The sequence below is a fragment of the Pseudomonas chlororaphis subsp. piscium genome (assembly GCF_003850345.1).
GTDB classification, from domain to species: Bacteria; Pseudomonadota; Gammaproteobacteria; order Pseudomonadales; family Pseudomonadaceae; genus Aquipseudomonas; species Aquipseudomonas piscium.
This window is the reverse complement of record NZ_CP027707.1, coordinates 651,107-664,890: the sequence shown is the minus strand read 5'-3', so window position 1 is coordinate 664,890 and position 13,784 is coordinate 651,107. Positions and strand designations below refer to the sequence as shown.

The window sequence follows — 13,784 nt, the reverse complement described above, 5'->3', positions numbered from 1 at the left end:
ACAGGATGTAACCGGTGGTCAGCGCACCCGCTTCAGGCCGGCTTCCAGTTGCCGCAGGCGCCGACGTTTGCGCGCCGCCACTTGCAGCACCTTGAGCCCGCGCTGGTAACGCCGGGTGCTCATCAGGTACAGGCCGGTCAGGGGGATGCACAGGACAAAGGCCGGGAAGAGTCGCTGGCGGGAATCCAGCAGGACCAGCAGCGCGCACGCCAGGCAGAACACCAGCGCGCCGAACAAGGCCCAGGCCCCGCGCGGGTAACCGCGGATCACCAGCAGGAAACACAGGCTCATCAGCAGGCCAACGCCCAGCATGGCCATCGCGGCGTAGTTGGCGACCTGGAAGTCCCGGGGAAAATACAGATGGGGCACCTGCGCGGCGGTCAGCGAGATGCTGAAGACTGTCGTCATCATCACCGCGATATGAATCACCCCGAAGCGCCGCACATAGGGCTGCCAGGCGAGCCACTCGGCGGTCTTGAGACGCAGCAGCTTGTCTTCGATCTGCTGTTGTTGCGGGGTTTTCCTGCGACGTAACACGCTGCTCTTCCTTGAGTCGATGCCAATCCAGGGGCGCACCTTAACAAACCCGAATCGCGAAATGCACAACGCCAACCCTGGGGTTGGCGTTGTGTCTGTACAGCAGCTGCCTTAGCGGGGCACGACCGGTTTGCGGGTCGGCTTCTTGCCTTTGCCCTTGGCCGCATCCGTGCGTTCCTTGGCGGCCTGCTTGTTGCGGGCCATCGCGGCGGCCTTGGCCTGTTCGCGCTTGTCCCACGGGTTGCCGCCGTCGCTGCCACGCGGCGGCAGGCCGGTGTGCTGAGTGAGGATCCTGGTGGTTTCCTTGGCCACTTTGTGGCTGCCAGCCGGCGTCGAGTTCTTGCGACGGGCGCTCTGGTAGCTGTCGGTAGCCGGCTGATGCAACGGAATCAGCTGGTGCTTGCCCGGCCCGATCAGGTCGGCGCGGCCCATGTGGGTCAGTGCTTCACGCAGCATCGGCCAGCCTTTCGGATCGTGGTAACGCAGGAACGCCTTGTGCAGACGGCGCTGCTCCTCGCTCTTGACGATAGTCACCCCGTCACTCTTGTAGGTGACCTTGCGCAGCGGGTTCTTGCCCGAGTGGTACATGGCGGTGGCAGTGGCCATCGGCGACGGGTAGAACGCCTGCACCTGGTCGGCGCGGAAACCGTTGCCCTTGAGCCACAGGGCCAGGTTCATCATGTCTTCGTCGGTAGTGCCCGGGTGCGCGGCGATGAAGTAAGGAATCAGGTACTGCTCCTTGCCTGCTTCCTTGGAGTACTTCTCGAACATCCGCTTGAACCGGTCGTAGGTACCGATACCCGGTTTCATCATCTGGTTGAGCGGACCTTCCTCGGTGTGTTCCGGGGCGATCTTCAGGTAGCCACCGACGTGGTGGGTCACCAGTTCCTTGACATACTCCGGCGACTCGACCGCGAGGTCGTAGCGCAGGCCGGAAGCGATCAGGATCTTCTTCACCCCCGGCAAGGCGCGGGCGCTGCGATACAGCTGGATCAGGGACGAGTGATCGGTGTTCAGATTCGGGCAGATGCCTGGGAACACGCAGGACGGCTTGCGGCATGCGGATTCGATTTCCGGGCTCTTGCAGGCGATGCGGTACATGTTCGCGGTCGGGCCGCCGAGGTCGGAGATGACGCCGGTAAAACCTGGAACCTTGTCGCGAATCTCTTCGATCTCGCGAATGATCGACTCTTCGGAACGGTTCTGGATGATGCGGCCTTCGTGCTCGGTGATCGAGCAGAAGGTGCAGCCGCCAAAGCAGCCACGCATGATGTTCACCGAGAAACGGATCATGTCGTAGGCCGGGATTTTCTCCTTGCCATACGCCGGGTGCGGGATGCGCTGATACGGCATGCCGAACACGTAGTCCATCTCTTCGGTGGTCATCGGGATGGGTGGCGGGTTGAACCAGACATCGATCTCGCCATGCTTCTGCACCAGCGCACGGGCGTTGCCCGGGTTGGTTTCCAGGTGCAGCACGCGGTTGGCGTGGGCGTAGAGCACCGGATCGTTACGCACCTTTTCCATCGACGGCAGGCGGATCACGGTCTTGTCCCGGGTCATCTTCGGGCTGGCCAGGATCTGCACGACCTTGGCTTCCTGAGGATCCTCGACCGGACCTTTTTCCTGCTCGATGGCGCAAGCCTGGGTGTCCTGGGTGTTGACGTAGGGGTTGATGATCTTGTCGATCTTGCCCGGACGGTCGATACGCGTGGAGTCCACTTCGTACCAGCCCTGCGGCGTGTCACGGCGAATGAACGCGGTGCCGCGCACGTCGGTGATGTCTTCGATCTTGTGCCCGTAGGACAGGCGCTGGGCGACTTCGACAATCGCCCGCTCGGCGTTGCCGTAGAGCAGGATGTCGGCGCTGGCGTCGATCAGGATCGAGTTGCGCACCCGGTCCTGCCAGTAGTCGTAGTGGGCGATGCGGCGCAGGGAGGCTTCGATGCCGCCCAGGACGATCGGCACGTGCTTGTAGGCTTCCTTGCAGCGCTGGCTGTAGACCAGGCTGGCGCGGTCCGGACGCTTGCCCGCCAGGCCACCCGGGGTGTAGGCGTCGTCGGAACGGATTTTCTTGTCCGCGGTGTAGCGGTTGATCATCGAGTCCATGTTGCCGGCCGCGACGCCGAAGAACAGGTTCGGCTCGCCGAGCTGCATGAAGTCGTCTTTGGATTGCCAGTTCGGCTGGGCGATGATCCCGACGCGGAAGCCCTGGGACTCCAGCAGCCGGCCGATGATCGCCATGCCGAACGACGGGTGATCGACGTAGGCATCACCGGTGACAATGATGATGTCGCAGGAATCCCAGCCGAGCTGATCCATCTCCGCCCTGCTCATCGGCAGGAACGGTGCCGGTCCGAAACATTCGGCCCAGTACTTGGGATAGTCAAATAACGGCTTGGCTGCTTGCATGTCGATGACCGGTATAGGTGTAGATAAGGGCGCGTTTATTTACAGAGAAATTCGCGGGCGCGGAATATAGCACAAAAAATGACCAATTCCGACGACCATGGTCGGAAATCGGTGGGGCGCTTATCGCGAGCACGCTCGCGATAAGGCGGGTTCAGGCACTGCGACGTTATTCGTCGTCGTCGAAGTTGTAGCTGCCCGGCGCAAGGTTCTCGAAGCGGGTGTACTTGCCGATGAACGCCAGGCGGATAAAGCCGATCGGGCCGTTCCGCTGCTTGCCGATGATGATCTCGGCAATGCCCTTGTGCTCGGTCTCGGGGTGATACACCTCGTCCCGGTACACGAACATGATGACGTCGGCGTCCTGCTCGATCGCTCCGGATTCCCGCAAGTCGGAGTTCACCGGACGCTTGTTCGGGCGCTGCTCGAGGGAGCGGTTGAGCTGGGACAGAGCAACCACCGGGCAGTTGAATTCCTTGGCCAGGGCCTTGAGGGAACGGGAGATCTCGGAAATCTCGTTGGTCCGGTTGTCACCGCTGGAACCCGGGATCTGCATCAGCTGCAGGTAGTCGATCATGATCAGCCCGATGTCACCGTGCTCACGCACCAGGCGGCGGGTCCGCGCGCGCATTTCCGAGGGGCTGATACCGGCGGTGTCGTCGATGAACAGCTTGCGGTCGTTGAGCAGGTTGACCGCCGAGGTCAGGCGCGGCCAATCGTCGTCTTCCAGCTGGCCGGAACGGACCTTGGTCTGGTCGATACGGCCAAGGGACGACAGCATACGCATGATCAGCGATTCGCCTGGCATCTCGAGGGAGTACACCAGCACCGCCTTCTCGCTGCGCAGCACGGCGTTTTCCACCAGGTTCATGGCAAAGGTGGTCTTACCCATCGACGGACGGCCGGCAACGATGATCAGGTCGGCTGGCTGCAGGCCGCTGGTCTTCTCGTCGAGGTCGGTATAGCCGGTGGACAGGCCGGTGATGGCGTTGTCAGTGTTGAACAGGGTATCGATGCGGTCGATGGCCTTGGTCAGCAACTCGTTGACGCCCACCGGGCCACCGGTCTTCGGACGCGCTTCGGCGATCTGGAAGATCTGCCGTTCTGCTTCGTCGAGGATCTCTTCGGCGGTGCGGCCTTCGGGGTTGAAGGCGCTGTCGGCGATCTCGGTGCTGATGCCGATCAGCTGGCGCAGGGTAGCGCGCTGGCGAACGATCTGCGCATAGGCCTTGATGTTGGCCACCGACGGCGTGTTCTTCGCCAGCTCACCCAGGTAACCCAGTCCGCCGACCTGGGACGTCTGACCTTCCTTGTCCAGCTGCTCGGACAGGGTCACGACGTCGATTGGCATGTTCTGATCGGCCAGCTTGGCGATCGCACGGAAGATCAAACGGTGGTCATGCCGATAGAAATCGCCGTCGGAGACTTGATCGAGCACCCGCTCCCAGGCGTTGTTGTCCAGCATCAGACCACCGAGCACGGCCTGTTCGGCCTCGATGGAATGTGGCGGCACCTTCAGGGCAGCGGTTTGCAGATCGTATTGCTCGGGAGCGGAGATATCGTTCATGGCCACTTGGTTTTTTAGGAAAAGCAGGGGTTTGAAAAACTGAGGGTACAGAAAGACAAAGGGCACGACCTGTAAACAGGATCGTGCCCGATGTTACCGGCTAGCTCCCAAGGGTGCCAGCCGACAAGTACTGCTTAAGCTGCTACCACGACAACGCGTACGGTGGCTTCAACTTCGGCGTGCAGGTGCACGGCTACGTCGAATTCACCTACGTTGCGGATGGTGCCGTTCGGCAGACGAACTTCGCTTTTTGCAACTTCAACGCCGGAGGCGGTCAGTGCATCAGCGATGTCGTGGGTGCCGATCGAACCGAACAGCTTGCCTTCGTCACCAGCGGTGGCAGTGATAGTCACTTCCAGCTCAGCCAGTTGGGCAGCGCGAGTTTCGGCAGAAGCCTTTTTCTCTGCAGCCAGTTTTTCCAGCTCGGCACGACGCGCTTCGAACGCAGCCAGGTTGGCAGCGGTAGCAGCGGTGGCTTTGCCGAAAGGCAGCAGGTAGTTACGGCCGTAACCAGCCTTAACGTTTACCTTATCGCCCAGGTTGCCCAGGTTGGCGATTTTTTCCAGCAGGATCAGTTCCATTTGGTAATAACCTCTTAACTTTTAACCTTCACCGTTCGCAGAGCCGTTATCAGCGTCTTTCGGCGCCGAACGACCGCGAAAATCAATCAGGCTGTCGACTATGGCCAACACCACGAGCAACGGATAGATCAGCTGCATAAACAGCAACAGCGTTACGTACAACCCCACCAGCCAGAACCTGGCCAGTCGCCCTTGCGCCACCAGCCCGTGAATCAGGGCCAGCCCGGCGAACACCAGCGGTACGCTGCACAACGGCGTCAGCATCGCCATCTGTGGACCGAGATTCGGTCCCAGCAGCATGCAGGCCAGCAGCAACATCGCCAGTCCCAGCGGGAGCTTGATAGCGCGAAACTCGCGCCCAAAACCACCCGGGTTGTACAACAACGCCTGCCAGTAGCGCCCGACAATCAGGCTCAGCACACTGACGACCTGCAACAAGGCCGCTATCAGGCCGGTCAGGACCGGTGCAATCAGTGAGGCGAGACGAGCCCGCTCCTCAACCGACAACTGCTGGTAGAGATCACCGAGGGCCAGCGGCAGGATTTTTACCAACTCCTGCGAGAGCATCTCGATCTGGGGGCGGTAAGCCACACCCAGCACTCCAGCAAACACCAGGCCCAGCGCTATGCTGACCAGCAGCACACGGTTCCAGGATTCGCTTGCGCGCAAAACCAACGCAAGGCCCGAAGACCCCAGCAGCACCATGAGTGCGCGTGGATCGCCGGAATACAGCCACCAGAACAATGCCGGCAGCAATCCCAGGGCGAGGACACCAAGGGCGTCGCTCAAACCGCGCCGCAGGAGCACCAGGCTTCCCGCAGCAGCACCCAACCAATACAACAACGGCAATGCCGCACATCCGGCCACTACCAGAGTGGCCTGCATACGGCCGCGCATGATGAACTCAGCTAAGGCGCGCATGCATTCAATCCCTTACTACTTGTCGACTGCCCGGTCTCAGCGGCCGTGGCTGTCGGTGTAGGCCAGCAGGGCCAGGAAGCGGGCGCGCTTGATAGCGGTGGCCAGCTGACGCTGATAACGAGCTTTGGTACCGGTGATACGGCTTGGAACGATTTTGCCGGTCTCGGATACGTAGGCTTTCAGGGTGTTGAGATCTTTGTAATCGATCTCTTTCACGTCTTCAGCGGTGAAGCGGCAGAATTTACGACGACGGAAGAAACGTGCCATGTAATTGGCTCCTCAAAAGGTCCGTGGATTACTCGTCAGCGTTATCGCTGGCGTCGCTGTTATCGCTGTCATCGCCATCGGCGCTGTCAGAATGCTCAGGACGGTCACGACGCTCACGGCGCTCACTGCGGTTCTCTTCAGCCTTGAGCATCTCGGATTGGCCAGTGATGGCTTCTTCGCGACGGATGACCAGGTTACGGATCACAGCATCGTTGTAACGGAAGTTGTCTTCCAGCTCAGCCAGGGCTTTACCGGTGCACTCAACGTTCAGCATCACGTAGTGAGCCTTGTGAACATTGTTGATTGCGTAGGCCAGTTGACGACGGCCCCAGTCTTCCAGACGGTGGATTTTGCCGCCGTCTTCTTCGATCAGCTTGGTGTAACGCTCAACCATGCCGCCGACTTGCTCGCTCTGGTCAGGGTGGACCAGAAAGATGATTTCGTAATGACGCATGAATGCTCCTTACGGGTTGTAGCCTGCCGCTCAAAAGCGGTCAGACAAGGAGTGAATGACACTTGTGTGTCTTGCCAGAGATAGGCACATATGCGCCTGCCGCAACGGCAAGGGGCGCAATTGTAGAGAAGGGGCAACAGCGGCGCAAGGCAATTGGTGATTATTTGAACAATTGGGCGCCAGGGCACGCCAAACCTGCCGGACGGCCTGCTCACGATTGCGACACCTCAGTCGGGCCGCAATCGCGAGCAAGCTCGCACCTGCATGGAGGGAGGAGACTCAGGCCTTCTTGGCTGCGCTCTTGGCCTTGGCCGCACGCTGGCGCGTGGCTTCGAACAGGCACACGCCGGTAGCCACGGAGACGTTGAGACTGCTGACGCTACCGGCCATCGGCAGGCGCACCAGGAAGTCGCAATGCTCGCGGGTGAGGCGACGCATACCCTTGCCTTCGGCGCCCATGATCAGGATGGTCGGCCCGGTCAGGTCCTGGTCATACAGTTCCTGCTCGGCTTCGCCAGCCGTGCCAACGACCCACAGGCCGCGCTGCTGGAGCTTTTCCAGGGTGCGCGCCAGGTTGGTCACGGCCACCAACGGAATCACTTCCGCGGCGCCGCACGCCACTTTACGTACAGTCGGGGTCAGGGTCGCCGATTTGTCTTTCGGCACCAGCACCGCCAGCGCGCCAGCCGCATCGGCGGTACGCAGGCAGGCGCCGAGGTTGTGCGGGTCGGTCACACCGTCCAGCACGAGAAGCAGCGGTGCGCCTTCGGTACGGTCGAGCAGCTCATCGAGCATCGCCTCGCCCCAGACCTGGCTTGGACTCACTTCAGCCACGACACCCTGGTGAACACCTTCGACCCAGGCGTCCATTTCGCGACGCTCGGCCTGACCGACCGCCACGCGATTCTGCCCAGCCAGGTCCACCAGCACCTGCACCCGCGGATCGCTGCGGCCTTCGGCCAGCCAGATCTGCTTGACGCGCTTGGGGTGGTGACGCAGCAATGCTTCTACAGCGTGCACGCCGTAGATCTTTTCCAACTGACTCATGACTTGGCCTTGGGTTTACGCGCCCCGCCGCTTTTCGCCGCAGGACCTGCGCCCGCTTTCGGCGGACCTTTACGATGTTTGCTCGGCTTGGACGCCGGCTTTCCGGACTTTCCCCCAGACGCCGCTTTACCGCCGCTTTTGGCTTCGGCCAGCAACGCCTGCTTCATTTCACGGCTCTTGCGCACTTCGGCGTTTTTCACCGCGGCATCGCTGGAGCGGTAGGCCTCGACCGGCTTTTCCTTGGCCGGGCCACGACGGCCGGTCTTGGCTGGAGCAGGCTCGGCAGCAGTCTTGGCTGGAGGCACATCGACAGCGCCGCGTTTTTTGCGACCGATCGGCGCGCTGATGGTTTTTTCCGCCATCTCGAAGTCGATCTTGCGCTCATCCAGGTCGACGCGCATGACCCGCACTTCCACGCTGTCACCCAGGCGGAAGCTGCGGCCGGTACGCTCGCCGGCCAGACGGTGATGCACAGGATCGAAGTGGTAGTAGTCACCCGGCAGAGCCGTGACGTGCACCAGACCTTCGACATAGATATCGGTCAGCTCGACGAACAGGCCAAAACCGGTCACCGCGGTGATCACGCCTGGGAACGACTCGCCCACGCGATCCTTCATGTACTCGCACTTGAGCCAGTTCACCACGTCGCGGGTCGCTTCGTCGGCACGCCGCTCACTCATCGAGCACTGCTCGCCAAGCTGCTCGAGAACCGCCTCGTCATACGGATAGATGCGCGCCTTCGGAATGGTCATCGCACCGGCACGACGCACGTGAGGGGTGTTCTGCTTGGAGTGGATGACACTGCGAATCGCCCGGTGCGTCAGCAGGTCCGGGTAACGGCGAATCGGCGAGGTGAAGTGGGTATAGGCTTCGTAGTTCAGGCCGAAGTGGCCCTGATTGTCAGCGCTGTACACCGCCTGGCTCAACGAACGCAGCATCACGGTCTGGATCAGGTGGAAATCCGGGCGGTCCTTGATGTTTTCCAGCAATGCCTGGTAATCCTTCGGCGTCGGGCCGTCCTTGCTTTTATGCAGGGACAGGCCAAGCTCGCCGAGGAAGGCGCGCAGTTTTTCCAGGCGCTCTGGCGGCGGGCCGTCGTGGACGCGGTAGAGCGCAGGGATTTCGTGCTTCTTGAGGAATTCAGCGGTGGCCACGTTGGCCGCCAGCATGCATTCCTCGATCAGCTTGTGCGCATCGTTGCGAGTAGTCGGGCGAATTTCGGCGATCTTGCGCTCGGAACCGAAGATGATCCGGGTTTCCTGAGTCTCGAAGTCGATGGCGCCACGGGTATGGCGGGCACCGAGCAGCACCTTGTACAGCGCATAAAGCTGCTTGAGGTGCGGCACGACATCGGCGTACTCGCCACGCAACTGCTTGGCTTCGCTGGTTTTCGGCTGCTCGAGGATGGTGCTGACCTTGTTGTAGGTCAGGCGCGCCTTGGAGTGGATCACCGCTTCGTAGAACTGGTAGTCGGTCATCTCGCCGGATTTGGAGATGGTCATCTCGCACACCATGGCCAGACGATCGACTTTCGGGTTCAGCGAGCACAGGCCATTGGACAGCTGCTCCGGCAGCATCGGCACCACGCGCTCGGGGAAGTACACCGAGTTGCCGCGCACCTGAGCCTCGGCATCCAGCGCCGAACCGATCTTAACGTAACTGGAAACGTCGGCAATCGCCACGTACAGCTTCCAGCCACCGCCGAACAGGCGCAACTTGCCAGGCTTGGCTTCGCAAAAGACCGCATCGTCGAAGTCGCGAGCGTCTTCACCGTCGATGGTGACGAACGGCAGATCGCGCAGGTCGATGCGTTTCTCTTTGTCCTTCTCTTCGACTTCCGGCTTGAGCTTGCCGGCTTCCTTTAGCACGGCCTCAGGCCAGACGTGAGGAATATCGTAGGTGCGCAAGGCAACATCGATTTCCATGCCCGGGGCCATGTAGTTGCCCACGACCTCGACCACGTCGCCTTGCGGCTGGAAGCGCGGAGTCGGCCAGTGGGTGATCTTCACCTCGACGAACTGGCCAATCTTGGCGCCGGCATTGCGGCCCGGGGTCACCAGCACTTCCTGCTGGATCTTCGGGTTGTCCGCCACCACAAAACCAATGCCGCCCTCTTCGAAGTAACGGCCGACGATGCTTTCGTGAGCACGGGACACCACTTCGACGATCATGCCTTCACGGCGACCACGGCGATCCAGGCCGGAAACCCGGGCCAACGCGCGGTCGCCATCGAACACCAGACGCATCTGCGCCGGGCTCATGAACAGGTCGTCGCTGCCGTCATCGGGAACCAGGAAGCCGAAGCCGTCACGGTGACCGCTGATGCGGCCGAGGATCAGGTCGAGCTTATCCACCGGCGCATAAGTGCCACGACGGGTGTAGATCAGTTGAGCATCGCGCTCCATGGCGCGCAGGCGGCGACGCAGGGCTTCGATCTGGTCTTCTGTGGTCAGACCAAACTCTTCGACCAACTGTTCGCGGTTAGCAGGCGAACCCCGATCAGCAAGGTGCTGAAGGATCAGTTCGCGGCTAGGGATAGGGTTTTCATATTTTTCCGCTTCACGAGCGGCCTCGGGATCGAGGGACTGCCAATCGGCCATTAGATAAATTTCACCTTGTCTATATGCGGGTTAGTTTGGCATACGCGTATTGAAACGGGAAATTTCAGGCTAAGACAGGCCCCGAAAAGTCCTTTCAAGGCTTCAGAAGCATCCTGTAAAAGCCGTCGGCGAATTTTTTTCAATATTTTCAAGATCAGGGGTTTACAGCTCAAAAGGTGGTCCGTATAGTGCGCGCCATCGACGACGGAGACGTTGCCGATACTGCCCAGATGGTGAAATTGGTAGACACGCCAGCTTCAGGTGCTGGTGGCCGCAAGGCCGTGGAAGTTCGAGTCTTCTTCTGGGCACCAATTCAGAGCTGCAGATCGTTTGAATCTTCAGGCTCCCCCAAAAACCCGCGAAAGCGGGTTTTTGCATTCTAAGTGTTTGATTTATTGAATCTAAGTCAAAACAGGGCTTTACAGATTCAAAGACGCTCCGTATAGTTCGCCCCATCAACAGCGGCAACGTTGCTGATACTGCCCAGATGGTGAAATTGGTAGACACGCCAGCTTCAGGTGCTGGTGGCCGCAAGGCCGTGGAAGTTCGAGTCTTCTTCTGGGCACCACATTCAAGTTTCACAGCATAGCTGTGAAGCCTCACAAAAACCCGCGAAAGCGGGTTTTTGCGTTTCTGGCCTATGACAATCATTCCCCATCGCCAAAGCGCCCCTCCTCCAGGGCTATCCAGCCCGCCAAGCCGCACATGAGAAACAATATCGTTTATGATTGTTACAAGTTTTTGCGGCACCACAGTGAGGAACCCTGCGAATGATGTTTAGAAACACCGCCCTTCCAACATCCCTTCTGCGTGGCTTGACCATCACTTTGCTGGGCCTGACCCTGGCATCTCCACTCACTCAAGCAGCCGATCCGGTTTCCCTGACTCTGTACAACGGCCAGCACAAGGAAGTCGGCGACGCCATCGCCAAGGCTTTCGAGGCCAAGACCGGTATTCACGTCAATGTACGCAAAGGCAGCAGCAACCAACTCGCCAGCCAGGTCGTGGAAGAAGGCGAGCGCTCCCCCGCCGACGTGATCTACACCGAAGAATCGCCGCCCCTGAACAAACTCGGCGAGCAAGGTTTGCTGGCCAAGACCGATGCCGCAACCCTTGAAGTCCTGCCCAAGGATTACGTCGCCGGCAACGGCACCTGGATCGGCATCACCGCCCGCGTCCGCGTGGTGGCGTTCAACCCGAAGCTGGTCGATGAAAAGGACCTGCCCGCATCGGTGATGGAATTCTCCCAGCCACAGTGGCAAGGCAAGGTGGGCTTCGTTCCTACCAGCGGTGCGTTCCAGGAACAGGCCGTGGCAATCATCAAGCTGCACGGGATGGACGCCGCCGAGGAATGGCTGACCGGCCTGCGCGCCTTCGGCAAGACCTACAGCAATAACATGGTGGCCTTGAAGGCCGTGGAAAACGGCGAAGTCGCCACCGTGCTGGTGAACAACTATTACTGGTTCGCCCTGCAACGCGAAAAAGGCCAGCTGGACTCGAAGCTGCACTATTTCACCGGCGGCGATGCCGGCGGGCTGATCACCGTATCCAGCGCCGCAGTACTCAAGTCCAGCAAACACCCCAAGGAAGCCCAGCAATTCCTCGCCTATATGGCCAGCGAAGAAGGCCAGCGCGTGATCACCCAGACCACCGCCGAATACCCACTGCGCAAAGGCCTGGAGTCGGATCGCGGCCTCAAGCCGTTCAGCGAGCTGGACGCACCGAAAGTCACCCCGGCCGATCTTGGTAACGCCGAAGAAGCCCTGGAACTGGAACGCGAAGTCGGCCTGAACTGATGAGCACATCGCTGCCCACCCCCGCCTCGCGTACAACCTACATACCGAGGCGCAAAGGACCATCGATCTGGCTGCTGCTACCGGTCCTGCTGCTGGTCGGACTCAGCCTGCTGCCATTGCTCTATGTCGGGCTCAAAGCCTGGCAGGCCGGCTGGGCCGAAGCCCTGCACCTGCTGTGGCGCCCCTATGTCTTCGGCCTGCTGCGCAACACCCTGCTACTGCTCATCGGCGTGACCGTCACCTGCGCCATCGTCGGCCTGTCCCTGGCCTGGCTACTGGAGCGCAGCGACTTGCCGGGGCGGCGCCTCTGGGGTGTGATCCTGTGCCTGCCCTTTGCCGTACCGGCTTTCGTCAGCAGCTTCACCTGGGTTTCCCTCAGCGCCAGCTTCGAAGGCCTGGGCGGGGCCATCCTGGTCATGAGCCTGTCCAAGTACCCGCTGGTATTCCTGCCTGTCGCGGCCACCTTGCGCAATCTCGACCCCTCCCTGGAGGAGTCGGCCCGCACCCTCGGGCAGAATCGCTGGGGCGTGTTCTTCAGGGTCACTCTACCCCTGCTCTGGCCGGCGCTGCTGGCCGGCTCGCTGCTGATCGCCCTGCACATGCTGGTGGAGTTCGGCGCACTGTCGATCATTGGCCTGCAAACCTTCACCACCGCGATCTATCAGCAGTTCGAACTGGAGTTCAGCAATGCCAACGCAGCGATGCTGTCCGCCGTGCTGCTGGCGCTGTGCCTGGCCCTGCTGTGGCTGGAGTTGCGGGTTCGCGGCAAAGGCCGCCACGTACGAACCGGCCAGGGCGCGGCGCGACATGCCGAGCAGGTACGCCTGGACAAGTGGGCGATTGGCGGGCAACTGTACTGCGCGCTACTGACCCTGATCGGCAGCGGCATTCCGCTGGGCATGCTGGCGTACTGGCTGGCCGTCGGCTCATCGGCCGCCTTCCCGGTGGCCGCCATCGGCGAAGCCTTGCTCTCCTCCCTGGCGCTGTCGCTGGGTGGTGCGGCGCTGTGCCTGGTGTTGGCGGTGCCGGTCGGGCTGCTGGTGGTGCGCCACAAGGGCCGCCTGGCACTCTGGGCCGAGCGCCTGCCTTACCTGCTGCACGCGCTGCCAGGCCTGGTGATCGCCCTGACGCTGGTGTTCTTTGCCCTGCACTATGTGCCGGCGCTGTATCAGACCTCGGCCCTGTTGCTGATCGCCTACGCCCTGCTGTTCCTGCCCCTGGCGCAGGCGCCGATACGCACCGCCCTGAACAAGGCAGCACCGCAACTCGAGGAAGCCGCCCGCACCCTGGGCGCCTCTTCATTCACAGCCTTCTGCCGCGTGACTTTACCGATCATTTTCCCCGCACTGGGGGCCGCCTTCGCCCTGGTATTCCTGGATGCCATGAAGGAACTGACGGCTACCCTGCTGCTCAGCCCGACCGGGCTGAATACGCTGGCAACGGAAGTCTGGGCGCATACGGCGAATGTGGAGTTTGCAGCCGCAGCGCCTTATGCGGCGCTGTTGATTCTGGTATCGGGATTGCCGGTCTATCTGCTGACGACGCGGATGTATCTGAGCCGCTGAGCCCGCTCCTACAGAAAGCCTTCTGTAGGAGCCCCACCCC

At 61.1% G+C, this 13,784-nt stretch carries 11 protein-coding genes and 2 tRNA genes; 4 read left to right on the top strand and 9 right to left on the bottom strand.

The window, feature by feature from the left end; translation table 11 throughout:
- Positions 1-18 precede the first annotated feature (18 nt).
- The 9 genes from C4K38_RS02970 to rnr form a co-directional block, all read right to left on the bottom strand.
- Complete coding sequence (locus C4K38_RS02970; protein ID WP_053277213.1) at positions 19-537, bottom strand: hypothetical protein; 519 nt, start codon at positions 535-537, stop codon at positions 19-21.
- Between the two features lie 111 nt (positions 538-648).
- Positions 649-2,949, bottom strand: a complete 2,301-nt coding sequence (locus tag C4K38_RS02965; protein WP_053277212.1) for a YgiQ family radical SAM protein — start codon at positions 2,947-2,949, stop codon at positions 649-651.
- 166 nt (positions 2,950-3,115) lie between these two features.
- Complete coding sequence (dnaB, locus tag C4K38_RS02960) at positions 3,116-4,513, bottom strand: replicative DNA helicase (RefSeq protein WP_053277211.1); 1,398 nt, start codon at positions 4,511-4,513, stop codon at positions 3,116-3,118.
- Between the two features lie 134 nt (positions 4,514-4,647).
- Positions 4,648-5,094, bottom strand: coding sequence for a 50S ribosomal protein L9 (rplI, locus tag C4K38_RS02955; protein WP_007921484.1), 447 nt, complete (start codon positions 5,092-5,094; stop codon positions 4,648-4,650).
- A 21-nt stretch (positions 5,095-5,115) separates the two neighbouring features.
- Positions 5,116-6,015: a hypothetical protein gene (locus C4K38_RS02950; protein ID WP_038582557.1), complete on the bottom strand. Its 900-nt coding sequence runs from the start codon at positions 6,013-6,015 to the stop codon at positions 5,116-5,118.
- Between the two features lie 36 nt (positions 6,016-6,051).
- Positions 6,052-6,282 (bottom strand): 30S ribosomal protein S18, encoded by a 231-nt coding sequence (rpsR, locus tag C4K38_RS02945; RefSeq protein WP_002551829.1) that lies wholly within the window; start codon positions 6,280-6,282, stop codon positions 6,052-6,054.
- 28 nt (positions 6,283-6,310) lie between these two features.
- Positions 6,311-6,736 (bottom strand): 30S ribosomal protein S6, encoded by a 426-nt coding sequence (gene rpsF, locus C4K38_RS02940; protein WP_007921481.1) that lies wholly within the window; start codon positions 6,734-6,736, stop codon positions 6,311-6,313.
- Between the two features lie 279 nt (positions 6,737-7,015).
- The gene (gene rlmB / locus C4K38_RS02935; RefSeq protein WP_023970226.1) at positions 7,016-7,783 is read right to left on the bottom strand and encodes a 23S rRNA (guanosine(2251)-2'-O)-methyltransferase RlmB; all 768 of its coding nucleotides are present in this window, start codon (positions 7,781-7,783) and stop codon (positions 7,016-7,018) included.
- Positions 7,780-10,383 carry a ribonuclease R gene (gene rnr, locus C4K38_RS02930; protein WP_053277210.1) on the bottom strand — a complete coding sequence of 868 codons (2,604 nt, stop codon included), beginning with the start codon at positions 10,381-10,383 and terminating at the stop codon, positions 7,780-7,782. Before rnr ends, rlmB begins: the two co-directional genes overlap by 4 nt.
- Before the next feature lie 224 nt (positions 10,384-10,607).
- Between rnr and C4K38_RS02925 the strand changes: the two genes are divergently transcribed.
- The 4 genes from C4K38_RS02925 (at position 10,608) to C4K38_RS02910 (ending at position 13,744) form a co-directional block, all read left to right on the top strand.
- Positions 10,608-10,694 (top strand) — tRNA-Leu (locus tag C4K38_RS02925).
- Between the two features lie 170 nt (positions 10,695-10,864).
- A tRNA-Leu gene (locus C4K38_RS02920) sits at positions 10,865-10,951 on the top strand.
- Between the two features lie 202 nt (positions 10,952-11,153).
- Positions 11,154-12,179 carry an extracellular solute-binding protein gene (locus C4K38_RS02915; protein WP_053277203.1) on the top strand — a complete coding sequence of 342 codons (1,026 nt, stop codon included), beginning with the start codon at positions 11,154-11,156 and terminating at the stop codon, positions 12,177-12,179.
- Complete coding sequence (locus C4K38_RS02910) at positions 12,179-13,744, top strand: ABC transporter permease (protein WP_053277202.1); 1,566 nt, start codon at positions 12,179-12,181, stop codon at positions 13,742-13,744. Before C4K38_RS02915 ends, C4K38_RS02910 begins: the two co-directional genes overlap by 1 nt.
- Positions 13,745-13,784: the final 40 nt, after the last annotated feature.